Source organism: Methylomonas sp. HW2-6 (assembly GCF_052474525.1).
Genome location: NZ_CP184124.1, coordinates 924,753 through 949,917, shown reverse-complemented (window position 1 = coordinate 949,917; position 25,165 = coordinate 924,753). Strand labels below are relative to the sequence as shown.

At 54.5% G+C, this 25,165-nt stretch carries 23 protein-coding genes; 12 read left to right on the top strand and 11 right to left on the bottom strand.

What is annotated here, in order from left to right; genetic code table 11:
* Nucleotides 1-52: 52 nt before the first annotated feature.
* Nucleotides 53-529: a hypothetical protein gene (locus ACH518_RS05440; protein WP_260839378.1), complete on the top strand. Its 477-nt coding sequence runs from the start codon at nt 53-55 to the stop codon at nt 527-529.
* Between the two features lie 74 nt (nt 530-603).
* Here ACH518_RS05440 and ACH518_RS05435 read toward each other — a convergent pair whose 3' ends face one another.
* Entirely contained in the window at nt 604-1,431 is an 828-nt protein-coding gene (locus tag ACH518_RS05435; protein WP_445372160.1) for a 5'-methylthioadenosine/S-adenosylhomocysteine nucleosidase family protein, read from the bottom strand.
* 90 nt (nt 1,432-1,521) lie between these two features.
* Between ACH518_RS05435 and ACH518_RS05430 the strand changes: the two genes are divergently transcribed.
* Entirely contained in the window at nt 1,522-1,968 is a 447-nt protein-coding gene (locus ACH518_RS05430) for a sigma D regulator (RefSeq protein WP_260839377.1), read from the top strand.
* A gap of 21 nt (nt 1,969-1,989) precedes the next feature.
* Here the strand turns inward: ACH518_RS05430 and ACH518_RS05425 are convergent, their stop codons facing one another.
* Nucleotides 1,990-4,626, bottom strand: a complete 2,637-nt coding sequence (locus ACH518_RS05425) for a UPF0182 family protein (RefSeq protein ID WP_140913585.1) — start codon at nt 4,624-4,626, stop codon at nt 1,990-1,992.
* 240 nt (nt 4,627-4,866) lie between these two features.
* On the opposite strand from ACH518_RS05425, the gene ACH518_RS05420 reads away from it, so the two are divergent.
* A complete protein-coding gene (locus ACH518_RS05420; protein WP_445372159.1) occupies nt 4,867-6,519 on the top strand; it encodes a multicopper oxidase family protein in 1,653 nt (550 codons plus the stop codon).
* A 59-nt stretch (nt 6,520-6,578) separates the two neighbouring features.
* On the opposite strand, the gene ACH518_RS05415 is transcribed toward ACH518_RS05420, so the two are convergent.
* The gene (locus ACH518_RS05415; protein WP_445372158.1) at nt 6,579-8,306 is read right to left on the bottom strand and encodes a multicopper oxidase domain-containing protein; all 1,728 of its coding nucleotides are present in this window, start codon (nt 8,304-8,306) and stop codon (nt 6,579-6,581) included.
* A 284-nt stretch (nt 8,307-8,590) separates the two neighbouring features.
* Here ACH518_RS05415 and ACH518_RS05410 point away from each other — a divergent pair, with 284 nt between their 5' ends.
* Together ACH518_RS05410 and ACH518_RS05405 are read left to right on the top strand one after the other, a co-directional pair.
* Nucleotides 8,591-10,264, top strand: a complete 1,674-nt coding sequence (locus tag ACH518_RS05410; RefSeq protein ID WP_445372157.1) for a glycoside hydrolase family 17 protein — start codon at nt 8,591-8,593, stop codon at nt 10,262-10,264.
* A 231-nt stretch (nt 10,265-10,495) separates the two neighbouring features.
* Nucleotides 10,496-11,179: a hypothetical protein gene (locus ACH518_RS05405; RefSeq protein WP_186289645.1), complete on the top strand. Its 684-nt coding sequence runs from the start codon at nt 10,496-10,498 to the stop codon at nt 11,177-11,179.
* Between the two features lie 58 nt (nt 11,180-11,237).
* Here ACH518_RS05405 and ACH518_RS05400 read toward each other — a convergent pair whose 3' ends face one another.
* The 4 genes from ACH518_RS05400 to ACH518_RS05385 form a co-directional block, all read right to left on the bottom strand.
* Entirely contained in the window at nt 11,238-12,551 is a 1,314-nt protein-coding gene (locus ACH518_RS05400; protein ID WP_445372156.1) for a diguanylate cyclase, read from the bottom strand.
* 12 nt (nt 12,552-12,563) lie between these two features.
* Nucleotides 12,564-14,102: a GGDEF domain-containing protein gene (locus ACH518_RS05395; protein WP_445372155.1), complete on the bottom strand. Its 1,539-nt coding sequence runs from the start codon at nt 14,100-14,102 to the stop codon at nt 12,564-12,566.
* A gap of 110 nt (nt 14,103-14,212) precedes the next feature.
* Nucleotides 14,213-14,830, bottom strand: a complete 618-nt coding sequence (locus ACH518_RS05390; protein WP_140913579.1) for a thiol:disulfide interchange protein DsbA/DsbL — start codon at nt 14,828-14,830, stop codon at nt 14,213-14,215.
* 46 nt (nt 14,831-14,876) lie between these two features.
* The gene (locus ACH518_RS05385; RefSeq protein WP_278209899.1) at nt 14,877-15,557 is read right to left on the bottom strand and encodes a c-type cytochrome; all 681 of its coding nucleotides are present in this window, start codon (nt 15,555-15,557) and stop codon (nt 14,877-14,879) included.
* 110 nt (nt 15,558-15,667) lie between these two features.
* On the opposite strand from ACH518_RS05385, the gene yihA reads away from it, so the two are divergent.
* Nucleotides 15,668-16,279, top strand: a complete 612-nt coding sequence (gene yihA / locus ACH518_RS05380) for a ribosome biogenesis GTP-binding protein YihA/YsxC (RefSeq protein ID WP_140913577.1) — start codon at nt 15,668-15,670, stop codon at nt 16,277-16,279.
* Nucleotides 16,280-16,343: 64 nt separating this feature from the next.
* Here the strand turns inward: yihA and ACH518_RS05375 are convergent, their stop codons facing one another.
* Nucleotides 16,344-16,688: a TraR/DksA family transcriptional regulator gene (locus ACH518_RS05375; RefSeq protein WP_140913576.1), complete on the bottom strand. Its 345-nt coding sequence runs from the start codon at nt 16,686-16,688 to the stop codon at nt 16,344-16,346.
* 134 nt (nt 16,689-16,822) lie between these two features.
* On the opposite strand from ACH518_RS05375, the gene ACH518_RS05370 reads away from it, so the two are divergent.
* The 3 genes from ACH518_RS05370 (at nt 16,823) to ACH518_RS05360 (ending at nt 20,630) form a co-directional block, all read left to right on the top strand.
* On the top strand, nt 16,823-17,728 hold the full coding sequence (locus ACH518_RS05370) for an AAA family ATPase (RefSeq protein WP_140913595.1): 906 nt from the start codon (nt 16,823-16,825) through the stop codon (nt 17,726-17,728).
* A 107-nt stretch (nt 17,729-17,835) separates the two neighbouring features.
* The gene (locus ACH518_RS05365; protein WP_445372154.1) at nt 17,836-18,675 is read left to right on the top strand and encodes a DUF58 domain-containing protein; all 840 of its coding nucleotides are present in this window, start codon (nt 17,836-17,838) and stop codon (nt 18,673-18,675) included.
* A 2-nt stretch (nt 18,676-18,677) separates the two neighbouring features.
* Complete coding sequence (locus ACH518_RS05360) at nt 18,678-20,630, top strand: transglutaminase TgpA family protein (RefSeq protein ID WP_445372153.1); 1,953 nt, start codon at nt 18,678-18,680, stop codon at nt 20,628-20,630.
* Between the two features lie 7 nt (nt 20,631-20,637).
* On the opposite strand, the gene ACH518_RS05355 is transcribed toward ACH518_RS05360, so the two are convergent.
* Nucleotides 20,638-20,901: a hypothetical protein gene (locus ACH518_RS05355; RefSeq protein WP_140913573.1), complete on the bottom strand. Its 264-nt coding sequence runs from the start codon at nt 20,899-20,901 to the stop codon at nt 20,638-20,640.
* A 102-nt stretch (nt 20,902-21,003) separates the two neighbouring features.
* Here ACH518_RS05355 and ACH518_RS05350 point away from each other — a divergent pair, with 102 nt between their 5' ends.
* The 3 genes from ACH518_RS05350 (at nt 21,004) to ACH518_RS05340 (ending at nt 23,209) form a co-directional block, all read left to right on the top strand.
* Nucleotides 21,004-21,924: an SPFH domain-containing protein gene (locus ACH518_RS05350; protein WP_445372152.1), complete on the top strand. Its 921-nt coding sequence runs from the start codon at nt 21,004-21,006 to the stop codon at nt 21,922-21,924.
* Between the two features lie 2 nt (nt 21,925-21,926).
* A complete protein-coding gene (locus ACH518_RS05345; protein ID WP_445372151.1) occupies nt 21,927-22,373 on the top strand; it encodes an NfeD family protein in 447 nt (148 codons plus the stop codon).
* A gap of 161 nt (nt 22,374-22,534) precedes the next feature.
* Nucleotides 22,535-23,209 (top strand): hypothetical protein, encoded by a 675-nt coding sequence (locus tag ACH518_RS05340; protein WP_445372150.1) that lies wholly within the window; start codon nt 22,535-22,537, stop codon nt 23,207-23,209.
* 149 nt (nt 23,210-23,358) lie between these two features.
* Here the strand turns inward: ACH518_RS05340 and ACH518_RS05335 are convergent, their stop codons facing one another.
* Together ACH518_RS05335 and ACH518_RS05330 are read right to left on the bottom strand one after the other, a co-directional pair.
* The gene (locus tag ACH518_RS05335) at nt 23,359-24,564 is read right to left on the bottom strand and encodes a PepSY-associated TM helix domain-containing protein (protein WP_445372149.1); all 1,206 of its coding nucleotides are present in this window, start codon (nt 24,562-24,564) and stop codon (nt 23,359-23,361) included.
* Between the two features lie 11 nt (nt 24,565-24,575).
* Complete coding sequence (locus ACH518_RS05330; protein ID WP_445372148.1) at nt 24,576-25,124, bottom strand: RNA polymerase sigma factor; 549 nt, start codon at nt 25,122-25,124, stop codon at nt 24,576-24,578.
* Nucleotides 25,125-25,165: the final 41 nt, after the last annotated feature.

Genomic DNA, 25,165 nt, shown 5'->3' with positions numbered 1-25,165 from the left:
AAACGGGCCGGAAAAACCCTGATTTTCGCCAATAAACTCGCTAGCAAAGCGCATGAACTATGCTATTATCCCGGCCCAACATGTGGTGGCTAAATCGGTTGGATTAGCAGCTATATGTTCTTATAAAAATAACTGTGAGGTTCAATACATGAAAATTTTAAAAAGTGCTGTTATCGCGTTCTCTTTGGCTGCCGCTATGGGTTCTTTTTCGACTGCTGCGGTTGCCGAAGCCGGCAGAACGTCCTACAAACCTATTGATGCGATCAATGGCGTTTTAGAGCGTATCGCTGCTGCCGAGACTGCGATTAACAACGGCGCTGAAGACGCTGAAGTTGCAGCCCTGATCAAAAAAGCCGCTGATTTTTCCGAAGAAATCAATGCCAACGATAAAGTTGCCAGAGAAAATTCAAAAGTCAGATCTCACCTGAAAGCCGCTATCACCGCTGCTAAAGCCGCCAACCTGCAAGAGTCTAAAGAGCACTTGGCAAAAGCGAAAGCCGGCATCGATGGCTTGAAAAAATTGCTGTAATCGTTTCGCGGCAGGGCGCTTCGGCGCCCTGTTTTTTATCCCGTCTGCTCTACCGTTCCAGAACGGCCTTCCCGTTACAAATAAAATTGCTTTTCAGCCACTAAGGCTTCCAGTTGCGCAATCAAGTCTTTTGCGTTTTTGGCATCGATTTTCGCTAAATCCACCGATACCCCATTCATCAAACGCCACCGGTTCAATAGCGATTGTAATTTTGCAGCATTGCTCGCGGTGAAATGAAATCGACTCAGGATGCCTTGACAATCCCGCCCGTCAGGCACCGCTATTACAGCTCTCAACTCCCTCAGCGCAACTATCAGGTCTGCCACAACCGAAAGCCGGCCGTCAATCCAGTTTGTTACCGCATCCTCAGTGATGTTCGCCAGCGGCGAGTCGGCGTTATCGGATACCACCTTCAAGCAATGAACCAGTTCGCTGGAACTGAATTTAACCGCGGTTTCGAAAAAGGCGGAGGCTTCCATGTCGCGGATGTAGCCGTCGCTATATGTCTCATCTGCTTGGGACATTGTTTTTAAAGCGTGGGTCGGACACGGCACCGAGAAAGGCAACTGCGGATAAAAGCGCCGGCCGCTGTCGGCGTCAATGATTTGATCAGCCAAAACGCAACTGCCTAGCGGAAGATTGCGATGTCCGGCCACGCCCAAATTCAACAACAAGGGTTGCGCGACATCCGGGTGGCGCGCCAGCGTGTAGGCCACTGCTGCGGCCATCGCTACTTTTCCCAGGCCGCTAACCGTAAGAACGCTGTTTTGATTCTGGTAAGTGACAAACGCTTGTATTTGCGTGTTTTTTTTAAGCTTCCAGGCGGCAACCAGGGGCTTTGCTTCACAGGGCAGGGCCACAAAAACAAAAATCTCAGGTGCTGAGTCGTTCACATTTTTCATTAAAAAATGCTTTGTTTTTAATGTGTTGTTGAATATTGTTAATAAGTGACTTAAATTTAAGGCTCGTCATTTTATTTAGGGAGAACTTCAGTGATCGAGTCTAACGTCTACCGCGCCGAAAAAAGCGCCAGCGCCCGGCATTGGGTCGAAACATTATTGGCCGAACGCTCCGCGGTTTGGGAGTTGTATTGCCAGATAGGGAAAATGCTGCCATTCAATGGCGACAGTCATTTGCGCTCCGTGCTATCCGAATTCTCTCAGCTACTGATCGATTATATTTCACTCGGCCATTTCGGCATTTACGAGCATCTATTAACCGAAACACAGGACGAATCTACGGCACTGAACTATGCGGAACGGATTTATCCGGCGTTTTCCAAGATCACAGCCTCGGCGGTATCGTTCAGCGACACCTACGACGAAGGCCGGCGCAAATTCAAAACCGATAATCTGGCGCAAGACTTATCTGTACTCGGCGAGCACTTGGCAGAACGCATGGAGCTGGAAGACCAGCTTTGCTCCATGCTGCTGCATTGAACCGTAGAAACCACCAAAGGCTTATTTGCCGCCGACTGCCGAAATGCCGGAGGCCGGGCCGTTAGCCCCTTTGATAAACTGCGCTTTCAAATGGTCGAATGCCGCCTGCAGCGTCTTATCCATCACCACTTGATTGCCGATCGAGACGATAACTCGGGCTAACTCGGGCATTTTGGTTTTGGTCGCCAGCATGTAAATCGGCTGCACGTACAAAATCGAATTGCCCATCGGCAAAATCACCATGCGGCCTTTTTTCACTTCAGAACCCTGTTGGTTCCAAAGCGTGAATTGGGCGGCGATTTCCGGATTCTGGTCGATCAAGGCATTGACCTGCGACGGACCGTTGACCTGTACATCCTTCGGAAATTTGAAGATGGTAATACCCGGTTTGTAACCGCGGCCGCAGTCGGCTTCGTCCAAAGTGCCGGCCAGGCCGACCATGCTCAGATTGTCGCGGCGAATCGGCGTCATCGGATTGATCATGACGAATTCTTCGGTGTCGTTGCAACGGTTGAAATCCATCGTAATGAAATAGGGCAAAACCGATTGGCCGTCGACCGTGGCGTATTGCCAGGTTTCGGCCTGCTCGTAAAACAACTCCGGCGTGTTTTGGTGGTACTTGGCGTAAATCTTCATTTGCATGAAGTACAAATCGCGCGGATAGCGCAAATGTTTCAGCAAGTGATCCGGCATCTCCTTCAGGTTTTTTAACAGTCCGGGGTAGGCTCGGCTGTATGCCTTGATAATCGGGTCATCCGGGTTGGCAATGTAATAGTCGACGCTGCCGTCGTAAGCGTCGACCACCACTTTGACCGAATTGCGGATGTAATTGAACTGGTGGCTGCCGTCCAGATAATCGTCGGCGGCCGGTTTCGAGACCGGATAGTATTTCGATAGCGTATAGGCGTCCTGGATCCAGTAAAACCGGTCTTTGTCGATGACCAGATACGGGTCTTTGTCCAGATGCAGGAACGGAGTCAACGCGCTGATGCGTTCGTCGATATTGCGGCGCAGCAATAATTTGCTATCGCCCGAGATACTTGGCGAGAAAAAGATTTTTTCGTCTTTCAAATAAAAGGCAAACAACAGCTTTCTAAACAGCGATGGGATCGGGATGCCGGTATTGCCGCGGTAATCTTTGCCTTCGTCGGGTGCCGACGTGGAGATATCGGATACCGCCAGTTGGTTAGGCACAATGGCATAACGGTACTTTTCCAGACCGTAATAAATATCCGGATATTTGACCGAAAAGCCGACGTCGGAGCTCATGTTCAAATCGCGCAGATACCAGACGATTGGAATACCGGCGTCTTGCGCCGCCGGCGAAACCACCGCACCGTAACCGTGGGTGAAGCGCAGATGGGTGTTCTCCCAGTTTTGGGCTTCCTTCGGCATGCGCTCGATGTTGACTTCCCGCGCCGCCAGATTGACTTGCTGAAAATGGTCGTTGATGAAATAGCGGTCTTCGTCGACAGTCGGAAACACGTAGTACGAGCGCAAGCCCTGCAACTGCATGTAGCTGTCGATCAAAAACTCGCGATCCCAGACCGGAATGTTTTCGAAATGCTTGACGTTGGACCAGGCCTCGATATCTTTGGTCGCGTCGAGATTGACTTTGAAATCGACGACTTTGATGTTGTTCAGGTCGTAAGCCGCCATCGTCGCATCGATGTTGTGCAGCATCGAATCGCCCTCTGTCCGGGTAAAATTAGGCTTGACGATAAACTTTTCGATCATTTCCGGAATGGTATGCGAGCCGCTCAGCCCCCAGACCGCCAGATAACCGAGCACGGCAACGATGGTCGGGGTTTTGCTGCGGTGCCGTTCCGAAAATGCATAAAACACGATAGAGACCGCGATCGCGGCGATGAAAAATATTTCCAGCCAAATCAACGGCAATTGGTAATGCAATTCGACAAAGCCGGGGCCGAAAAACACCGGTTCGTTTTGGTCGGAATACAGCAGCGAAAACCGGTCTAGCAGAAAGCCCCAGATCACGAACAGCACGACAAAGCCGAACAGAACCGCCAGATGGATTTTGGCGCCGAGCGGAAACTCCTTACTTTGGTTGGGTACAAACACGTGTTCCAGCCAATACAACACGCCTGTCGCCAACAGCACCAGCGCGGCCGTAGTCAGTAATTCCTTTTGAATCAACATGTAAATCGGATACGAAAACATGTAGAAGCTGACATCGTTGCCGTATACCGGGTCGGTGATGCCGGCGGCTTCGCCGAAGAAGAACAGTAGCGCTTGTTCCCATTGCAAGTAGAAAGGGACCGCGATCGCGATGGCCAACACTAGCGAGACCGGCGTGTAAACCTTAGCCGAGCCGGTCATAAACACATCGGCAAAACGCTGAAAACGGCGGCGTTTGCCGTCGTCCATCAAGATGTCGTCAGGCGGGTTAAGGCCCAGGTAACGGGAGGCGATCCAGAAATGAAACAGGAAGATTGCAAAGAAGAATGCGGTAACCGCCCCGGAAAAGATAAAGCGATAGAGCAGCTTCAACCAAAAGTAGGTTTCGAATTCCAGCGAGCGAAACCACCATAAATCGACGAAAAAATCGAGAAACACGAAGTAGAACGCCACGTACAAAACGGCAGCTACTACCAGGGTTGCCGCCATCAGCGCCGGCAACAGTTTCCAGTTACGCATAATGTCCTCTTTTAATAGTTTTACGCTTGCCCGCCGTGGCCCCGACCGGAGTTAAATCGGCCCGGTTAGGCGTTTGCATATCGCTCGCCGAGCATTCTAACACCCAATTCCGGATTGTGATTGGGTTGCCGCGGGCTGGCGGTCAAGGCCTAAGGGCAAGTTGTTCGGCACTGGAATTTGGAGTATGTTCAAACCCAATAATTATGAGCTTTTTCAAAGGGCCAACAGGGGGAGAGGAAAATGACGCATCAAACCAACCACAGCAGACGGCGGTTTTTGCAGACTTCGGCAGCGGGAGCAGCCTTCGCGGCGCTGCCTGGATTGTCGGCGGCGACCGGCAGCAGCCTGCTGCGCAAAGCCACGCCGGGATTTAATGCCGATGTCGAAATCGAGTTTTCCGCGCAAACGTCGCAAGTACGCGTTTTTGCAGACGGCCCGGCCACCCGGGTACAAACCTACAGCGCCTCTCTTTTAAAGGGGCCGGCGAGCACATTGCGGACACTGCCGGACAATTATCTCGGCCCGATCCTAAACTTGCAGCAGGGCCAGAAGGTACGGATATTTTTCAATAACCGCCTGCAGGAACCGTCCATCATTCATTGGCACGGTCTGCATGTGCCGCAGCACAGCGACGGCCACCCGATGTATTCGATACAGCCCGGCGAGCAATACGTTTACGAATTCGAAGTACTGAATCGGGCAGGCACCAGTTTGTACCATTCGCACGCCCACGACTTGACCGCCGAACAAGTTTATCGCGGTTTGGCCGGCTTGATCGTGGTCAACGACGCCGACGAAGCCAAGCTCGATTTGCCGCGCGGCGAATTCGATCTGCCGCTTGTCATTCAAGACCGGCGTTTCGACGAGCGAAACCAATTGCAATATCTGCAGGCGATGCCGGAGCGGATGATGGGCTTTTTGGGCGACACGATATTGGTCAACGGCAAACCGCAGGCCGAATTCAGCGTCAAATCCCGCGCATACCGGTTTCGTGCCGTCAACGGCTCCAATTCCAGAATCTACAAACTCGGTTGGGACGACGGCACGCCATTGACAGCGATCGGTACCGATGCCGGATTGCTGGCGCAGCCGGAAACCCGGCCCTACATCATGCTGGCTCCGGGCGAGCGGGTCGATTTGTGGCTGGATTTCAGCGGCAGAGCCGTTGGCACGCGCTTGACCCTAAACAGCCTGGCCTATTCCGGCGCCTTGCCGGGGATGCATGGCGGCATGGGCATGATGCATGGCAAGTTGGCGCAGGGCGCGAAATTTCCGATCGCGGCGTTCAAGGTCAGCGAAAAAGTTGCCGACTCGCCGAAGTTGCCGAAAACCCTGGTGCCGTTGCAGCGCCTAAGCGAAGCCAATGTCGACAACCGGGACAACCCGATTCCGATAGCTTTGTCGATTCGCCATATGCGGCCGCTATTGAACGGACTTTCGTTCTCGATGGACAGGGTCATGGATTACGAGAAAGTGGCGCTGGGCTCGATCAAAAAAATCAGAATCTTCCACGACCATGGTGGCGCGGACGGCCAACACAGCGGCGGTATGGGCATGGGCCGGATGGGCGGCATGCGCGGCGGCGCGGAATCGGACCGCAGGGGCATGGGCGGAATGGGGGGCATGATGATGGAAATGGCCCATCCGATACACCTGCATGGCCAGCAGTACCAGATCCTGTCCCGCAACGGTGCAAATACCAAAGCCGCAGACTATGCAACGGTGAAAGACGGGTTTATCGATTCGGGCTGGAAGGATACGGTATTGGTGATGCCGGGAGAAGAGGTGAACATCATCAAGCCGTTCCAGGATTACAAGGGCTTATTCCTGTATCACTGCCACAATCTGGAGCACGAAGATTTGGGCATGATGCGCCAATATTACATCGGCTGAAAACAAAACGCCGGTGCCGAGACAAGCTCGACACCGGCGTGTTTAGCGGCTAGTGCGGATTACTTTTTCCCGAATAAATCCAGGATACGTTGCCGATTGGCAAAACCGACATAAGCCAAACCGCCTAAAATCAGGCCGGTAACCAATTGGCCGAAAAATGACGATTGTTCCGCGGACGCCGGTTGCCCAGCGACATCGGTTTTAGCCGGTGCAGGCGGTGGCGGTACGAATGCAGCTTGTTTTTTGTTGGAAATGTCCGGTAAACCCAGGCTTTTCCAGGCATCGTAATCCTGCCAAGCGGGGAATTTGCCTTGCCAGAATTCCTTGGTGAAATAAGGCGCCAAGCTCATGCCGTGAACTTTGGGGATGCCGCGCTCATCCATGTAGCCTTTGTAAACCACCAAGCTAATGTCGCCACCTTCGCCGATACCGTTGGTGGTGAACGATTTCTCGACATGGTCGTGAAACATCCAGACGCCTTGGCCGAAACTATTCAAGCCATCGTCGACGCCGCTAAGTTCCAGATCAAGTCGTTGTGCCGGCACCATGCCATGCACGTCGCGCTTGATATAAGAGGAGGGGCCGTTATCGACGCCGTCGTAATGTGTCACCATCGGTTTATGGCCGTGGATATGCAATGCGAACTCTTCCTCATGGCCGTTCAGGACGCGAATTTTGACCTTTTTGTTCTCTTCCATCAGGATCAACGATTCGCGTAAAGTGTACGGGAACGAGCGGCCGTTGAGCATGAAGTAATCCGGCTTGGCTTCGGTGATATCGTATTCCTGATTCATGCGCCGGGCGATAATCCGCGGATCGTTAGCGGAACGCACCATTTCATGCAGCTCCTTGTCCGCGGATTGGTAGTGCAGATCGTATTCGCCCGCGTATTTTTCCTTGACCGCTACCGATGGATGGCGGACTTGGCCGGCACCGACGTTAAACACCTGGACCCAGTTATTCGGGCGGTTTTCTTCCACCACAAAAATACCTTGCAACCCCATCGGAATATGCGTGTGGGGCTGAACATGGCAATGGTAATACATCGTGCCCGGCTGACGGGGTTTGATGACATAGGTTTTGCTTTGGCCCGGCATCACGTCCATTTGCCCGGTCTGGCCGACGCCGTCGTTGCCTTCGCCGCCATGGTCCATGTAAGGATGGTCGATACCGTGCAAATGAATCGAATGCGGGAAGTAATGACTGTTTTCCAACACAATCCAAACGATGTCGCCTTGCTCTACGCGGATTACCGGCGACGGTGCACGCAACAGCGGATTTGCCACCGGTTCGTATAGGCTCAGAGTCGACATGTCACGGGTTTTGGGCGCATAAACCCAGAACGTGGGCTGAATGCCGGGGGCAATGTCGAAAGTCGTGGTCGGTTCCTTCATGTCCGGCGAATGGCCGTTGAGCTCGGCGATTTCCAGCTTGATGATGTAATGGTCCGGATCGCCGTCGCCGTCCATGTCGTTGCTGACGGTGATCGCATCGGCGGCCAACTGGGTTTCCATCAGGGTCGCCATGGAAATATTGTTGGTACCTTTTACAAACGCAGCGATCTCGGCAGGGTTGTCCGGATTGCACATCCGCGACTCCTGAATTTCCACACCGTCGATCACTTGCGCCTCGCGCCATTTCGGATCGGTAAATTCTGAACAAAACTCTTCTGCCGCCCCCAATTTGACGTTAGTACTTGCCGGTAGCTTGTCCGCCGCCGCCAAAACCCAGTGCGAACCGGACAGCAACATCGCGCCACACAGCATGGGGATAACCTTTTTATGCATACAAAACCTCATAAAACAGACAAATTAGCGGATAGCTCGACAGGGCATCCGAACATCAGAAAAAGCGCGATACTGTAACCAGAACCCATGGGTAAAGTACAGAAATTATTTAACAATTTTGCCGCCGAGGCGGCTCGGTTCGCCAGCCGAGAAAACCTTGCAATCGGGCGAAGCGGCTATGCCTTATAATTCCATAACCGGCGCTTTTTGCTAATCGTCGGACAAAATATTTGCCCGTTAATTCAGCACGCGACATTATGCCCAGCCTACGACTCCTGCTTTGTTTGATCCTAATTTTATCAGTTCACGGCGGCTATGCCTGGCTCAGTAACCGCCCGCAGGATGCCGGCACCGACGTTCCGGCCGGCAAGTTGATGAGTCTGTCGTTTGCGCCGTTCCGTGAAGGCTTCAATCCGTTGCTGGCAAAGTTTCCGCTGCCCGAACACGTCGATGAGGATTTGCGTTTATTGGCGGATAAAACCGAAACCATCCGCACCTATTCCAGCCTGGGCGGCATGCAACCCACGCCCGAATTAGCACGGAAATACGGTTTGCAGATGATTCAGGGTTGTTGGATCGATGCGATTTATCTCGACAACCAACGGGAAATGGAAGCCTTGATCAAATCAGCGAACGCGAATCCCGATGTCGTGAAACGGGTCATCGTCGGCAATGAAGTTTTGTTGCGCGGCGAAATGGATGTCGATCGGCTGATCGGTTACATCCGCGCCGTGAAGCAGGCGGTCAAGCAACCGGTGTCTTATGCCGACGTCTGGTCTATGTATATGAAGCATCCGCAACTGATCAACGAGGTCGATTTCATCACCATTCATATTCTGCCCTATTGGGAGGACGAGCCGATCTCGGTGGAAAATGCGACGCAACATTTGGAGAAAATCGTCAAACAAGTGGAAGACGAAGCGCGCGGCATCGCCCCCGGCAAACCGATTCTGATCGGCGAGTCCGGCTGGCCCAGTGCCGGTCGCCAGCGCGGTCTGGCAGTACCGAGCGTGGTCAACGAAGCCAAGTTCATCCGCGGCATGATCCAGGTCGCCCAGCGCCATAATTTCGATTACAACATTGTCGAAGCCTTCAATCAGCCCTGGAAAAGCGAGTTGGAAGGCGTGGTCGGCGCTAACTGGGGCCTGTTCTCGGCTTCCCGCAAACCGGTATTTCCGTTAACCGGGCCGGTGCTGGAAACGCCGAACTGGACATGGCGCTTGGCGGCGGCCACATTGCTTAGCTTGGCGGTGATTGGAGTCTTTTTTAACAAGCTGCAAGCCTTGCCTTGGCGGGGGATGCTGCTGGTTTTGGCGACGATTCAGACCTTCAGCGCCTGTTTGGTCACGCTGGCCGATTTCCTTTGGTATACCAGCTACAGCGACTGGCAAAGGTTGTACACCTTATTAATAGTGTTGGCCAACGCGGCAATGGCCGGGTTGTTGCTTGGCCGGGTGCAGCAGATCCTGGCCGGCCGCCCCGGATCGCTGGAGCTGGCAAAGGCATTGCGGACAGGATACTTACTGTTTGTCGGCTTGGCGCTGTACAAAACTTACGGCCTGGCAGTCAATGGCCGCTATCTGAGCTTCCCGATCGAACAGTTTTCGGTTCCGGTTTCCGGCTTGGTCGCGCTAATCGTATCCCGATGGTTGGGACCTGGGAAATCCAACGGCGGCTTGCTGGCGTTCGATCAGTTGATAGGCTGGGAATCAGGCCTCAAACATAGCCGTGTCGTCGCCTACTTGCTGTGTTTCGCAATTGCCGGAATGGTGGTCGGCGAAAGCCTGGCATTTATGGTGGGCCGGGATTTCATCCAGGCTCATCCCGGCATAGCCGAAGGTTTGCCGGTCGCGCTAAGTTACACGCTGAACAACCGGCAATTAGCGACTTGGCTGGTCTATCTGGCGGTGCTGTCGTTACCGTTTTGGTTCGGCAAACCGCAGAACGCTGATCGCTAATGCTAGATACTACGGCTGCCGAAACCGTGCCCTCGGCGCGATGTTTTCCAAGCCTCAATATCGAGCGACAGTTTGCCGCGCGGCAATTTGTCACATTCTCAAATCCCTAGCCCGCCAGTAAACTATATGCAACTCTTATGTATGCGCTCCCTCTCCTAAAGGGTAAAGAGTTTTAATATCCTTCCTCAATGCGGCCTTGCGCCGCATCTTTTTTTGGACGAGGTTGTCATTATGGAAAGAAACTACCATTCTTCGACGTCCACTTTCGTGCATCCGGACGAATTGGACTTACGCACCGCTTTTCACGAAGCCGGCCACGCAGCGGCCATTTACCTTGGCAACCGGCAAAAGCAATTACCTCCCGTGTTTTTCGAAATCCATGTCCAACGCCCCGGAGCGGGTAAAGACCAGTTCTTTGCCAAAGTGGTGGACGGTAATCTGATCCAAAACCTGCCGATCGCCGTCGTCGAAAGTTTTTCATTACTTGCAGAACATCAACAGCACAGTTGCCAAAGGGCTTACGAAGCCGATGTCGTGAATCTGCTGGCCGGCCCGTTAGCCGAAGCCAAATACGTGGCAATCCGCGACGACGAGGTGTTCAATCTCAACCTGATTAATTTCAACGCGCTGCACAACTACGGCGGATACAGCGATCTGGAGACCGCCTCAAGCTATTTGGAGCACTTCATTTCATCCAGGGCCGAGCGCGAAAAGAAAATGCAGGAATTACTGGCCGAAGCCTTCCGCATTATCGACGATCGCCGGCATTGGAAATGCATTTTGAATTTGGCCCACTACATTTTGGACAGTCAGCAAGAAGTGATTTCCTGCGACCAAGCAATTACCGTGTTCGATCGCTGTATGGCCGCTACCCGGCCTTACCGTTCCGCCCGCTACCCTTTCTTTTTCAACTAATCCCGCCTTGCCGCCCGGCAATTACGTTAGATAGCGCAGGCGGGCGCTTGCCGCGCCCCTAGCCGAGATCGTCGGTGAATAAAGTACAACGGTTTCGGCCCTGTTGTTTGGAGCGGTACAACGCTTGGTCGGCTCGAACGAAAACGTCTTCGTGCTGGTCGCCTTCCTTGAATTCGCTGACGCCGCAACTCAAGGTTAAATTGATTTCCTCGCCGTTGGAATGAAATCCGGAATGCTGCACAATACTGCGAATGCTGTCTGCGACTTCCAGGGCTTGGTCTTCAGGGGTGTTGGGCATCAGCATCACAAACTCTTCGCCGCCGTATCGGGCGACGAAATCGGTTTCCCGACAGTTGCTTGACAATAATTGACCGACCAAAGCCAAAGTCTTGTCGCCGGCTTTGTGGCCGTAATTGTCATTAATCTGCTTGAAATGGTCGATATCCCAAATCACCAACGCCAACGACTCCTTGTAGCGCTTCCAGCGATTCGTTTCCATTTCCACCCTGTTGTTGTAAGCCAAACGGTTGGGCAACCCGGTCAGCGAATCGCACATTGCTTTGTCGTGCTCGATTTTCAACTTGGTGCGCAAAGTCTCGGTCTCGGTTTCCAAGGCCTGCAATTTTTGCGTCATGATCTCGATTTCCTGCTGCGCTTCGAGCTGGCGCAAGTCTTCCATCTGCTTGTGTTCGAGCAATTGTTCCAGTAAGCGGTCGAGGTGCTCGCTGGTGTGGGTTTTCAACTCGGCCAGTCCTTGCGCCGATTGTGCAGAGTCCTTCAAATCACCGACCTGCCGCGAAATTCTTTCGCTCAGGTCGTTGCGATTGTCCATCGACAATTTGTTGGCTTTGCTGGCGGTTTCGGCCTGTTGCTCGATTTCGCCCAGTTGATCGGTCAAGTCGGCCAGAAACAGATCAAGATCCTTTTTCTCGGAAGCTCCATAGTCCTTGATGTTCAACAACAACTCGATCGCCGAGTCGATTACGCGTTTATACGCTTGCCCGGTTTGTCTGGCGTGGACGCGTTGCCGGAGCAGCGTAGTCTGCTGCTGAAATCTCCGCGGCACCTCAGCTTCGCCTAACAGTTCCTCCAGGCGTTGAAACACATAGTCATGCTGGGCAGCGGCCGAACTATCGCTTCCGGGCTCTTCTTTGGCTTGCTTGGATATTTGTAACAACGTTTTCGACACGGCTTGCAGCTCCTGCAACAAGTCATGCAAATTTGCGCCGCTGCGCAATCTAGCGCCGATCGTCACCAGATGCGGCTCCAGTAATTTGTGGCTGCCTTGGCTGAAAATCAAAAGTTGGATGACCAACTTATACAGAAATTTTTCGATATCGACCGGGGCGGAATAAGGGGACTGAATTGCCATCGTACAATCGCTCTAAACCACGACGCAACGATTCCGACCGGAATGCTTGGCCTGATACAAACCGGCATCGGCACGTTCGAATAAAGCCTCGGTGCTATCGCCTTCCCGGTACTGACTCAAGCCGCCGGACAGGGTAATGTTCACTTTGTTGCCATTGGCGTTGAAACTGCAGCCTTGTACCGTATTACGCAGCTTTTCGGCGACTTGCAGTCCGGCCGCGGCATTGGTGTCAGGCAATAACATGACGAATTCTTCACCGCCGAAACGGGAAACGAAGTCGGTTTGCCGGCAATGTTCGGTCAATAACTTGGCGATAATGACTAACGCCTTATCTCCGGACTTATGACCGTAAGTGTCGTTGATAGCCTTGAACAAATCCACATCCCAGACGATCATCGTCAGCGGCGACTTGTGCCGCTTGCAACGCGCGATTTCGTCGGCGAGCCGGTCTTCGAAAGCCAATCGATTCGGCAAACCCGTCAATGGATCGCGGGTTGCCCGCTGCTGGGCGACATCCAGTCGCGAACGCAATTCGCCGGATTCGGTTTCCATTTCTTTCAATTTATTTGCCAAGGCCTGCATTTCTTGACTCACCCGATCGCGTTCCTGTTGTTCCCGGCGATTGTGTTCCTGAATTTGCTCGCTGATGGTACTGAGCCGGCTGCTGACGACTTGCTTCAGCGGTTCCAATTGGGTGGCATTTTCGGCCTTTTCCTTCAATTCCTGAATCTGTTCGGATACGGTGCGATCCAACAGGTTACGTTTTTTCAAACTGTTTTCGGCGGCCAAGTTGACGCCGGTGGCTCTGATGCCAAGCTCCGTCAACTGTTCGGTTAACGCGGCCAGAAATACCGCCATTTCGCGCTGCTCGGCTTCCAGATGGCTTTTTATCGACAGCAACAGACTGATGGTATCGTCGAACACCCGACCCAAAGGCTGCCGTTCGGTCTGGATCCGCTGTTTCAATCGCTCGGCGTCCGCCGCGAAAAACGACGGGATCTCGGCATTGTCCAGCAAGCGTATCAACTGAATGTGGATCGCATCGACATCGATGTCGCCGGCCGGCAGCTCTATACCGAGAGCCGGCAGCGCCTGAGCTTTGTTTTCGGCTTCGATCAGTTCCAACAGCGCCAAGAACAATCCTTGGTTGTTATTAAACCGGCGGTTTTCGTAATCGTCGCGAACGTGGTCGAAGCGAAGTTGCAACGGCGGGTATTGTTTGCCGAGAAATTCGAATAACAAGCCGGCATCGGCAAAATTGGTTTCCGCCGAATCTTCCAATTTGGCCAACGCGGCCGAGAAGGCAGCCAATTCCTGTTGTAGCTGTTGGCTTTGCAGACCGCTTTTCAACAAATTGCGGATCCGGTTCAAATGCGGGTCTAACTGCCGGTTGAGCCCTTTCACCGCTAACGCAAAACGGACGATGGTTTTGCAGAGTAATTCTTCGTTGGCTTTGAACTGCTTTTCGCTTTGTTCCTGCTCATCCAAAAGCCGGAGATATTTCTCCTTCCACTTTTCCGGCCCTTCTTCCTTGTTTTTGAAAAAAACCATGAACTCCGCCTCAATATCGAAACTTTCATCGGGCCAAGTATAGCCTATGGCCAAAATTGCGACGGACGGCTTCCGCGTCCCTGCCGGAAGCTGCCAAGGCTGTTGCAGCCTTATTTTTGGGGGCTTTCCTGGGCGATCAGCTGGTTGACCACGTTAAGCATATTGGCCTGTGATTTGGCCGACTGCGCGGTCACCTTGTATTTGCCGTTGACCACCAGAGAGGGCACGCCGGTAATGCCGTAGCGCGGCCCGATCGATTCGGCCTGGCGCAATTTGGCGTCGACCAGAAACGAGCTGTAGGCGGCACGGAAATCTTCCTCTTTCACGCCGTGGGCGGCAAAAAATTTCGCCAAGTCGTCTTCGTCTGTTAGTGCCGGCTTTTTGTCTCGAAGCGCTGCTTGGACGGTGTTGAACAGGTCGGCATGCACATTTTCCAATACACCCAGAGCTTCTGCGGTGTAATAAGCTTTAGCGTGCTTGCCCCACAGCTCGCTGAACACCGCCGGTTGGCGGATAAATTCGACGTTGGCCGGCTTGGTTTTCAGCCACGCCACCATTGCCGGCTCCAGACTGTAGCAGTGCGGGCAGCCGTACCAGAAAAACTCGATAACTTCGACTTTAGCCGGATTTTGCACCGGTTGCGCCGGCGAGACGGGATCATAACCGCCTTCCGCATTCGCCAACGTGGCAAAACCGAACAGCCCCAGCAACGCAATAATTTTTAACATCAAAGTTCTCCGTAAAAAATAATCCCGACAATCGGCTTCGATGGGCTTATTTCATCGTCGAGATGTAATAAGAAACCGCTTTGATATCCTCATCGGTCATCTTGGTGGCGATCATGTGCATCATGTTTTCCCGATTGTTGCTACGGGCGCCGGTCTTGAAATCGGTGAGGGTTTTGATCAGATAATCGGCATGTTGCGAATGCAGCGACGGGAACGAGGCCGGTTTGTTGCCTTCCGCATAAGGGCCGTGACACGCCACGCAAGCCGAGACTTCCCGGCTTAAATTGCCGTTGCGGTACAAATCGCTGCCCTGCGCGATCAATGCCGCCAACTCGGCTTTTTTCTGCTCGTCGGTTTTGGCCGGAGCGTCATCATCGTCGTCGCTGGCCGGCAAAACCGGAGCAGGATTGGCGGAGATTTTATTGCCGGCGTAGTAAGCGGCGATTTCCTGAATGGTTTGATCGTCCAGTCCGGCCGCCAACGGCGCCATCATAGGCGCAATTCGACTACCGTTCTTAAAGGCCTGCAATTGCTTCACCAGATAGCCCTGGTGCTGGCCGGCCAACTTCGGGAAGCTTGGCATGGTACTGTTACCGTCTTCACCATGGCAACCCGCGCAACTGGCGGCCTTGGCCTTGCCGGCGCTGGCGTTGCCTTGGGCGTGGACATAACCGGCGGCGGACGCCAACGCCAAAGAGATGGAAACAGTCAGCAATTTTCTTATCATTATGGGCCCCTGCTCAGGAAAGGTTGATCGGCACAAAGCACGCGGCCGTCGGCCGCCAAGCGCTATAATGGCCGGATTCTAACCGATTTAATCACTGTAAGCGAGACTGGATGAATCCGATCTACCACCAGGCCAAGTTCATCAACAGCGCCCCCAAACTGAAGGATGCGCCGCCGGATCAGGGCAAGGAAATTGCGTTCGCCGGCCGTTCCAATGCCGGTAAATCCAGCGCGATCAATACGCTGGTACAACAGAATGCCCTCGCCCGAGTCAGTAAGACACCCGGCCGCACTCAATTGTTGAATTTCTTCGAAATCGACCCAGAGCGAAAACTGGTGGATTTGCCCGGTTACGGTTACGCCAAAGTCCCCGAAGCGATGAGACAAGAGTGGCGGAAAATGATGGAAACCTATCTGAACCAACGCCAAGCTTTGTGCGGCATCGTGTTGGTAATGGATATCCGCCATCCGTTGACCGACTTCGACTGGCAAATGGTCGAGTGGTGCGAACACCGCAAATTACCGCTGCATATCTTGTTGACCAAGGCCGACAAACTCAAATTCGGCGCGGCTAAAACCACGTTGCTACAAGTGCAGAAGGAGTTGAGCCGGGTCGATATTGTCGTGAGCTTGCAGCTGTTTTCGGCCTTAGACAAAGTCGGCGTCGACGACGTGCACCAGATTCTGGACGAGTGGTTCGGATTTTCCGTGGCAGCGCTCTGACATGTGCCGCCGATAGCGGCAGCAAAATCCTCCGCTAGCCGGGATCGGCCGTAGCTGGAACGGACTATTGCCGGCTCTGGCTGTGTTCGGCGCAACGCAGGCATTGGTTGGCGAACGGCAGCGCTGCCAGCCGCTCCTGCCGAATCGGTTCGCCGCAGCTGACACACACCCCATACGTGCCGGCATCGATTCTGATAATGGCCTGTTTGATTTTTTCGACTTCGTCGCGGGCCGCATTACCCAAGGCATCCAGCACTTGATCGTTTTCGGTTTCGACGGCTTGTTCGGAGAAATCCTTATCCAGCGGATGCTCGGCGTGCTTCACATCGGCGGTAATCTTACCCAGCCGGTCGTCGAGATCTTCCAGCATATTCAGCAGTTGGTCGCGCACGTCTTGATATTCTTTCATTTCAGTCTCCGCAGCGGTGCTGCATGGCTTGGTCCGGCCGGTGCCGGCCTTTTGGTTTATACAACGAAGCTCCTGCCGGCGCAACCAAGCTGGTCTATACTCGAAACATCGACATTTCTGCCATGAATCTCGCGATGGACTTTGCTCTCGACAGGCTACTCGCCGCCGCCAACCAGATCATTCTGGGCAAGGAACGCCAAATTCAGCTGGCGGTTTGTTGCCTGCTGGCCAAGGGCCATTTGCTGATCGAAGACATTCCCGGCGTCGGCAAAACCACGTTGTCGCACACCTTGGCGCGACTATTCGGCATGGAATACCAGCGGATTCAATTTACCAGCGACATCTTACCGGCCGACATCATCGGCTCGACGGTATTCGACACTCATAAGCAGCAATTCAGCTTTCACCCGGGCCCGATCTTCAAACAAATGATTCTGGCCGACGAAATCAATCGTGCCACACCCAAGGCGCAGAGTGCGTTGCTGGAAGCGATGGAAGAGCGCCAAGTAACCGTGGAGGGCCAGACCTATACTTTGCCGCAGCCGTTTTTCGTGATTGCGACCCAAAATCCGGCCAATCAAATCGGCACCTTTCCGTTGCCGGAATCGCAAGTGGATCGTTTTCTGATGCGGATAGAACTGGGCTATCCCAGCCGCCAGGCCGAGCGCGAATTGTTGGCCGGCCAACCTCGCCATCTGTTGATTAATAAGCTGCCCGAAGCCCTGAGCCCGACGCAGCTGGTCGAACTGCAACAAGCGGCGGCTGGCGTGCACGCCTCGCCCGCTTTGCTGGATTATTTGCAAGCCCTGTTGGCTTACACCCGGCAGTCGCCCGATTTCGTCAACGGCTTGTCGCCTCGTGCCGGCCTCGGCTTACTGGCCGCCGCCAAAGCCTGGGCTTTTATCGATAAGCGCCACGCGGTGCTACCGGAAGATGTGCAAGCCGTGTTACCGGCAGTGGCCGGCCATCGCTTGAATGCCGGCTCCAGCGATTCGGTCGGCATCGTCGCGCCGATACTGGCGCAAGTGCCGGTTCATTGAACTCGGCGGCGTTATCGTTACCGGACCGCTTTCGCCTGTCGCGGTTTTTCCGGGGCGAAGCGCCAGCCGCCGGCCCGATCACGCTCAGCCACCGCCGGATCTTTATCTTGCCAACCCAGCGCGGCTTGGCGTTCGTTCTGCTGATCCTGTTGCTGCTGTTGATCGGCTTCGTTTACAGCAATAATCTGGCTTATTTACTGGGCTTTTTGTTAGCCAGCATTTTTTTTGTCGCGATTTTGCACAGCTTCAAAGCCCTGGCCGGGTTGATCGTCAGGGCCGGCCGTCAACCGGCCGTGTTTGCCGGCCAGGCGGGAGCCTTTAATTTTCAGATCAGTAATCCCGGCCGGCTCAGCCGGTTTGCCGTGCAACTACATTTGCAAACCGAGCTGACTATCAGCCTGGCGCCGGCCGAAACCCAAACCGCAACTTTGTATCAAGCGACAGTTCGCCGCGGCTGGCTGCAACCGCAGACATTGACGGTATCCAGCCTGTATCCGTTGGGATTGTTTCGAGCCTGGGCGCCGCTACGATTCGACAGCCCGTTGCTGGTTTATCCCAAACCGGCCAAGCGGCAATTGCCGTTTCCGCAGAGCGACGACGGTGCCGTCGCCGAGGGGCAGAGCCGGCGTCAGGGCGACGAATTTTACGGCTTGCGCCCTTATCAACGCGGCGATGCGATTCGGCAGATTCATTGGAAAACGTTCGCCAAGGGCCAGGGCGTCTTCAGCAAGCAATACGCCGGCGCCGGTTCCAGCGAGCTATGGCTGGACTATCAACAGGCGCCGGGACACAACCGCGAGGAACGCCTCAGCCAACTCTGCCGCTGGATCGTCGATGCGGAAAAAGCCGGATTGCGCTACGGGCTGGTGCTGCCCAATCTACGCCTGCAGCCCGATACCGGCGCGGCCCACTACCGCCAATGTCTGCAAGCCTTGGCCCTGTTTTGAGCATGAACGGCCAACCCTCCTCCCGCCTGTTATGGTTCATATCGGGTTCGATCGGCCTGATTACCTTGCCGCATGCCTGGCATGTTCCGCCGTTGTTGATTGGTTTTTTTGGCTTGGCCTGGCTTTGGCGGTTGTTGGCGATAAGCCGGCCGGACTGGTTGCCGAATCGTTTGGCCTTGTTTGGCTTGACGTTGGCCGGCATTGGCTTGGTCTACAGCCAGCACCGCGGCATTTTCGGCCGCGACGCCGGCACCGCGTTGTTTGTCGTAGCGCTGGGACTTAAGTTACTGGAAATTCAGGGTAAGCGCGATGTGTATGTCATCGTCTATCTGGCCTTCATAGTCGCCGCAACCCAGTTTTTGTACGAAGAAAGCATCTTGATGGCGCTTTACATTGTGCTGGTCTGCGCAGTGCTGTTGGCGACGTTGATCACCCAAAACAGCGTCTCGCCGCAAACCGTTCCGGCCCTGAAAACCGCCGCGGCGCTGATTCTGCAAAGTCTGCCGATTGCCATGGTGTTGTTTGTGTTGTTTCCCAGGCTGGAAGCGCCGCGCTGGAGTTGGCTGGATGCCGACAATCAAGCCAAAAGCGGCTTGAGCGATACGCTGGAACCGGGTTCGATCGCCGAATTGAGCCTGTCCCCGGAACTGGTGTTTCGGGTCAAGTTCGACGGCGATCTGCCGCCGCCGACCCAGCGTTACTGGCGCGGCCCGGTTTATAGCCTTTTCGATGGCTCGGCCTGGAAGGCGGCGCCGGCCTTGTTCCGCGCGGCCAATCCCGATCAGCCGGTCTTCAGCGGCAAGACTTACGCTTACACCTTAATGATGGAACCGCAAAAACAAAACTGGGTGTTTGCTTTGGAATTGCCGAGCACATTCAGCGCCGGCCTGCGCCGCAACGAGTTGTACCAGTTAACCACCAACAAAGATCCCGGCGACCGCGCCGAATATCGGATTTCATCAACGCCGGTATACAACACCGGCGACATCAACCCGGCCGAGAGTCGGGAAAACTTGCAATTGCCCGGCAAGCCTTCCGAACAAATTCGCAATTTGATCGCCCAGTTGCGCGGCGGCGAGACATCGCCGGAGGTGCTGATCGCTAATTTGATGCAGCACTTCCACCGCGAAAATTTTCGCTATACCTTGAATCCGGAGCCGATGCCGGAGCATCCGGTCGACACGTTTCTGTTCGAACGCCGCGCCGGGTTTTGCAGCCATTACGCCACGGCTTTCGTTTATCTGCTGCGGGCCGCCGAAATCCCGGCGCGGGTGGTCGGCGGCTACCAAGGCGGCCGCTTTAACACGCTAGGCGGTTTTCTGGAAATCCGCCAAGCCGACGCCCATGCCTGGGCCGAAGTCTGGCTGGACGGTAAGGGCTGGGTGCGTTTCGACCCGACCGCCGCGATAGCCCCGGAACGGATCGAACAAAGCGTGAACGTTGATTTGCAGATCGCCAGCGGTGCTGTGAATTTCAGCCCGATTCAACTCGATGCCAACACCTTGACCTGGCTACAACGCAGCCGGCAACTGTGGCAGAACGTCGATTACCAATGGCAGCGCTGGGTCATCAACTACGATACCGCCAATCAACAGGCTTTGTTGCAAAGCCTGGGTATCGACGACTTCGTCAAGCTGGGTTATTGGCTGGTGCTCAGCGTGGGCGGGTTAGGAGGCGTGTTGGCCTGGCGGTTGTTAAGGCCGAACCGGCGTCGGCGCGACCCGGTATTGCTGGCCTACCGCCAGTTTTGCGACAAACTGCGCCAGGCCGGCGTCGACTTCGGTCCCGGCGACGGCCCGCAGACCCTGGCGCAACGCGCCAAGATCGCGCGGCCGGACTTGGCTGACGCAATCGAACGGATTGCAACGGTTTTTATCCGCCTGCGCTACGAACCTTGCACTGCGGCCGAAGACTTGCAGGTCTTGAAAGCGCTGGTTCGCGGCTTGCGGGTTTGAGCGAGAGCTAATGAAGATCCGGCACTTCTTCCTTGGCTTTTTGCTGGGGCTGCGATTGAGCCTGCTTGGCTTTTTCAGTCTGTAATTGCTTGTTACCCTCGCCGAACATCACTGCGGCGGCCATGAAAATCGCGCCGGCAATGGCGATTACCGGCAACCGCCCCGGTTTATCCATCCACAACAGAATCCACTTGGGCTTGAACATCCCGACGATCAATATCACCACCGCGAGGATCATCACGTTAAAACTGTAGTAGATCAAGGTATTCATGTATCCGGGTCCTGTTTCCAGCAAGTTAAAGGGACATACATTATTATTAGCCGACCAAACGTTGGCAATAAACAAAAATAAACTTCAAATTTAGGAGGCGCTATGGGCGGCTTTGGCTTGTTTGTAACCGTGTTACTGGTGTTTGCCATACTGATGGTGTTCATGAGCGTCAAATCCGTCCCCCAGGGGATGGAATATACCGTCGAGCGCTTCGGTAAATATACCGCGACTTTGACGCCCGGCTTGAACATTATCGTGCCGATCATCGACCAGATCGGCCGCAAGCTGAACATGATGGAGCAAGTGTTGGACGTGCCGTCGCAGGAGGTAATTACCAAGGATAACGCGATGGTACGGGTCGACGGCGTGATCTTTTACCAGATCATGGATGCCGCCAAGGCCGCGTACGAAGTCAATTTTCTGGACGTGGCGATCATCAATCTGGTGATGACCAACATCCGCACCGTGATGGGCTCGATGGACCTGGACGAACTGCTGTCCCGCCGCGACGAAATCAACGCTCGCCTGTTGACCGTCGTCGACGATGCCACCTCGCCGTGGGGGATCAAAGTCACCCGGATCGAAATCAAAGACATCGCGCCGCCCAAGGATTTAGTCGACTCGATGGCGCGGCAGATGAAAGCCGAGCGGGAAAAACGCGCGCAAATTCTGGAAGCCGAAGGCCTGCGTCAGGCGGAAATCCTGAAAGCCGAAGGTTTAAAACAAAGCAAGATTCTGGAAGCCGAAGGCCGTAAGGAAGCCGCGTTCCGCGACGCCGAGGCCCGCGAACGCCTGGCGGAAGCGGAAGCCCGCGCCACGCTGATGGTGTCCGAAGCGATCTCCAAAGGCGACGTACAGGCCATCAATTACTTCGTCGCCCAAAAATATATCGAATCCTTGAAAGACGTCGCCTCCGCCGGTAACAGCAAATTGGTGTTCATGCCGCTGGAGGCCTCCAGCGTGATCGGCGCTTTGGGCGGCATCGGCGAGCTGGCTAAAGAAGCCTTGCAGAAGAAGGGCTGAACATGGTGGAACAAGACATCGTATTTTGGTACTGGTGGGTGCTGGCGGTCGGCTTTCTGGCTTTGGAAATTGTGGCCACCGGCTTCTTTTTTCTGTGGCTGGCGGTTTCTGCCTTCATCGTCGGCTCCGTGGTGCTACTGATCGAAGCAACCACGTTCAACATCCAGGTCTTGCTGTTTTCGCTGCTGGCGGTATCGTCGGTACTGGCCTGGCGCCGATACGCCCGCAACCGCGCCACGGACGTTAGCGACCACCCGTTATTGAATCGGCGCGGCGCCCAATACGTCGGCCGCACTTTCAATCTGATCGCCCCGATCGAAAACGGCCACGGCAAAGTCAAAGTCGACGACACGATCTGGACAGTTCGCGGCCCGGATAGCCCGGTGGGCACCAAAGTCAAAGTTACCGCAGTGAAAGGGACGGAGTTTGAGGTGGAGGTTTGTGAATAAACCGTTCGGTCACGAAAGCACTGTTTTGTGTCGAAGCCGGCCAACCAGCGATGACCAAGCCATCTTTAATCGTTGCAAATTGAACGACCGCGCTTATGTCACAGAGCTGAAATAATCAGGTAGTACGCTGAGATTAAATTCTAGAAAAGGATAAATTTAGTATGCGTGCGAAATGGTTTCTGGTTTGCGTTTTTGGGTTAGCAACGTCTACGATTCAAGCTTCAACATTTATTGATCTTGGTAGCTCTATTTGCTCTGGCGATCAATCTCTGGATTCCAGCAATGGCTTGGCTCTCAGTTGTACGGGCGATTTTTCGCTCGGCCAGGGAAGTTTAATATCGGATACTGCGATTACTTTATTTTCTAAGGGAAGGCTTTCGCTAAGTAATTTTAAGCTCTCTGCACCACGTATAACGTTGAATACTGAAGATTCATTACATATTGGTTCTGATGTTTCATTTGCAGGAAACGGCAATCAGCCCAGCATTCTTATTTCTTCACCAGAATCGCGCTTGATCGGCGGCAATTTCAGCCCGACAGAACCGTCGCTGTCATCAGGTGGAGATATTACGGTGACAACTGGTAGAGATATTAGCGCCGGTAGGGGCGGGGCCGGAATTGTTAAAATTTCGCCTCCATCAGTTACTTTCTTGGCTCGACCACCTATTTCTTTAGTGCCTCCCGCTGGCGGGCAAATTTCTCTTAGTTCTGGAGGGATTACAATAATGTCAGCTGGCACACTAGCTAGTGTGCCTCTGCCACCGTCGTTTCTTATGCTGCTTAGCGGCTTGCTGTTATTGGTTTCGGGTTCCAGACGGTCAATGTTTAGAAAGTAACTCTGTTGAATTTGATCTACTCAGCCCACCCCGGACGATTGTCGGATAAAACTTCTCCGAATGACTCGGCTACCTTTTAGACTTGCGTTCATGGTCGCCTTCGTAGGGATATAGCCCATCCAAACCGGGGTTTTGATTTCAGCGGTTATTCAAGATTTAACCAACCTCGCCCGCCGCTTCTTCAACCAAATCACCACGCCGGTCACCGACAGCATGACGATCGCCAAGCCGAGGATGCAGACCACTATCCGGTAAGGCAGGCCGAACACCTTGGCCATGTGTAACGCGGCCAGCCAACTGGTTACGGTGTTACCGGCGTACTGGCCGCGGGGAAACAGCAACAATTTCGGTGCGCCGGTCGTGGCGTCCAGCACCAGCCGGGTCTCGCCGCCCGTATCCTGAATGTCGGCGCCGGTGCGGGCCGTGTAAACGTAAAATCCCTTTGCGGCGTTGTAGCGAAACGACACGGGCTCATTAACTGCCACGCCACGTCCACGGGCGGCCTGGGCCAACGATTCGCCGGCAATACGGTAGGCGTCGCGCCAGCCGATGGCCGGGTTTTCCAGCGGCTGGTCGAGGTCGGGAACATCGATCCAAGGCTCATGGTATTCGCCGACCAGCGTCCGCGTCACCGGTGCGTAAACGCTGTCGCTCAGATTCATGTAAACGCTGGACCAAGCGAAGGTCAGCAACAATAACCACAGCCACAGGCCGCCGGCGCGGTGCAGATCGAAATTGATCCGATACGCGGAACCCTGCCATTTGATCTTCCAGGCCACAGCCCAACGCCGCCAAAACGGCTTGGCCGGGGCTCCCGCAGCGTTGCGCCGGGCGGGCGGCAGCGTCAGGTAAAAACCGACGAAGCTGTCCAGCGTCCATACCAGCGCGGTAATGCCCATGATCCAGCCGCCGATTTCGTCCAACGCCAAGGCGTAGTGCAAGCGGTAGACGAACGGCAACAAATTGGTCAAACCCTGACTAAGATCGCCCCACTTGCGCCGGCCCAACTCGTCGCCGTTGTAAGGATTCAGCAGTAATTGGTCGTAATCCAAGGCGTAAGGCTTGCCGTTCATCGGGTTGGTTTTCGGTTCGAGCCAAACCTCGACCAAGTCGTGCCCCAAATTTACCGACTGTAAGCGGGCGTTGGGCGCCAACCGTTCCACTCGCTCCAGCACGACCGGCAATTCGAGCCGGGGCTGCCCGGCAGCAGGCACTGAGAATGCCGGATTCAGCCAAGTATCCAGCTCATGGTAAAAAGCCAACAAACTGCCGGTCAGACCGACAATAATCAGGAAAGCAGTCGTCGCCAGCCCGGCGTAACGGTGTACAACCACCCAGAACGGGCGCCATTTCATGGATCGCTCCTTTATGCCACTAGATGCTTGGAACCGCTAACGCGCGGAGTTGCCAAAGCTTCCCGCCGACGAACCTGGCCGCCGAGGCGCTTGCGGCAATACGTCACGCCCTTGATGACGTGTTTTTCCACGGCGCTCTCGGAGATATCGAGTAGCAGGGCGATGTCGCGGTAACTCATGCCGCGCAGTTTGTTCAAGATGAAGGCATCCCGGCAGCGCGGCGGCAATTCGGCGATGGATTGATGCAATAACGCCCGCCGCTGCGCATCCGCAACTTGGCTCTCGGCGTCCGGGTAGCGGTCCGTTTCCGGCGCATCGCAGGTTTCGCGGTGCCGATCGACGATGCGGCCGTGGCGCAAATGGTCCAAAGCCAGATTGCCGGCGATGCGGTACAGCAAGCCGCGCGGATGCTCAATGGTATCGGCAGCGTTACGGCATAAAATCAGATAGCTTTCCTGCACCAAATCCTGAGCCGTCTCCGGGCAGTGTACGATGCGTTGCAAATGGTGCAGCAACTCTTTACGGTAACTCCGGTACAGTACGGCAATATCCAAACTCATGGTGGGCGGAATAGGCAAGAGGGGTCGGCCGAATACACAGC

Excerpts from the sequence above, each read along its gene's own strand:
- ACH518_RS05440 (WP_260839378.1), top strand. The coding sequence starts at position 53 with ATGAACTATGCTATTATCCCGGCCCAACATGTGGTGGCTAAATCGGTT.
- ACH518_RS05435 (WP_445372160.1), bottom strand. The coding sequence starts at position 1,431 with ATGAAAAATGTGAACGACTCAGCACCTGAGATTTTTGTTTTTGTGGCC.
- ACH518_RS05425 (WP_140913585.1), bottom strand. The coding sequence starts at position 4,626 with ATGCGTAACTGGAAACTGTTGCCGGCGCTGATGGCGGCAACCCTGGTA.
- ACH518_RS05420 (WP_445372159.1), top strand. The coding sequence starts at position 4,867 with ATGACGCATCAAACCAACCACAGCAGACGGCGGTTTTTGCAGACTTCG.
- ACH518_RS05415 (WP_445372158.1), bottom strand. The coding sequence starts at position 8,306 with ATGCATAAAAAGGTTATCCCCATGCTGTGTGGCGCGATGTTGCTGTCC.
- ACH518_RS05405 (WP_186289645.1), top strand. The coding sequence starts at position 10,496 with ATGGAAAGAAACTACCATTCTTCGACGTCCACTTTCGTGCATCCGGAC.
- ACH518_RS05400 (WP_445372156.1), bottom strand. The coding sequence starts at position 12,551 with ATGGCAATTCAGTCCCCTTATTCCGCCCCGGTCGATATCGAAAAATTT.
- ACH518_RS05395 (WP_445372155.1), bottom strand. The coding sequence starts at position 14,102 with ATGGTTTTTTTCAAAAACAAGGAAGAAGGGCCGGAAAAGTGGAAGGAG.
- ACH518_RS05390 (WP_140913579.1), bottom strand. The coding sequence starts at position 14,830 with ATGTTAAAAATTATTGCGTTGCTGGGGCTGTTCGGTTTTGCCACGTTG.
- ACH518_RS05385 (WP_278209899.1), bottom strand. The coding sequence starts at position 15,557 with ATGATAAGAAAATTGCTGACTGTTTCCATCTCTTTGGCGTTGGCGTCC.
- yihA (WP_140913577.1), top strand. The coding sequence starts at position 15,668 with ATGAATCCGATCTACCACCAGGCCAAGTTCATCAACAGCGCCCCCAAA.
- ACH518_RS05375 (WP_140913576.1), bottom strand. The coding sequence starts at position 16,688 with ATGAAAGAATATCAAGACGTGCGCGACCAACTGCTGAATATGCTGGAA.
- ACH518_RS05370 (WP_140913595.1), top strand. The coding sequence starts at position 16,823 with ATGGACTTTGCTCTCGACAGGCTACTCGCCGCCGCCAACCAGATCATT.
- ACH518_RS05360 (WP_445372153.1), top strand. The coding sequence starts at position 18,678 with ATGAACGGCCAACCCTCCTCCCGCCTGTTATGGTTCATATCGGGTTCG.
- ACH518_RS05355 (WP_140913573.1), bottom strand. The coding sequence starts at position 20,901 with ATGAATACCTTGATCTACTACAGTTTTAACGTGATGATCCTCGCGGTG.
- ACH518_RS05350 (WP_445372152.1), top strand. The coding sequence starts at position 21,004 with ATGGGCGGCTTTGGCTTGTTTGTAACCGTGTTACTGGTGTTTGCCATA.
- ACH518_RS05345 (WP_445372151.1), top strand. The coding sequence starts at position 21,927 with ATGGTGGAACAAGACATCGTATTTTGGTACTGGTGGGTGCTGGCGGTC.
- ACH518_RS05340 (WP_445372150.1), top strand. The coding sequence starts at position 22,535 with ATGCGTGCGAAATGGTTTCTGGTTTGCGTTTTTGGGTTAGCAACGTCT.
- ACH518_RS05335 (WP_445372149.1), bottom strand. The coding sequence starts at position 24,564 with ATGAAATGGCGCCCGTTCTGGGTGGTTGTACACCGTTACGCCGGGCTG.
- ACH518_RS05330 (WP_445372148.1), bottom strand. The coding sequence starts at position 25,124 with ATGAGTTTGGATATTGCCGTACTGTACCGGAGTTACCGTAAAGAGTTG.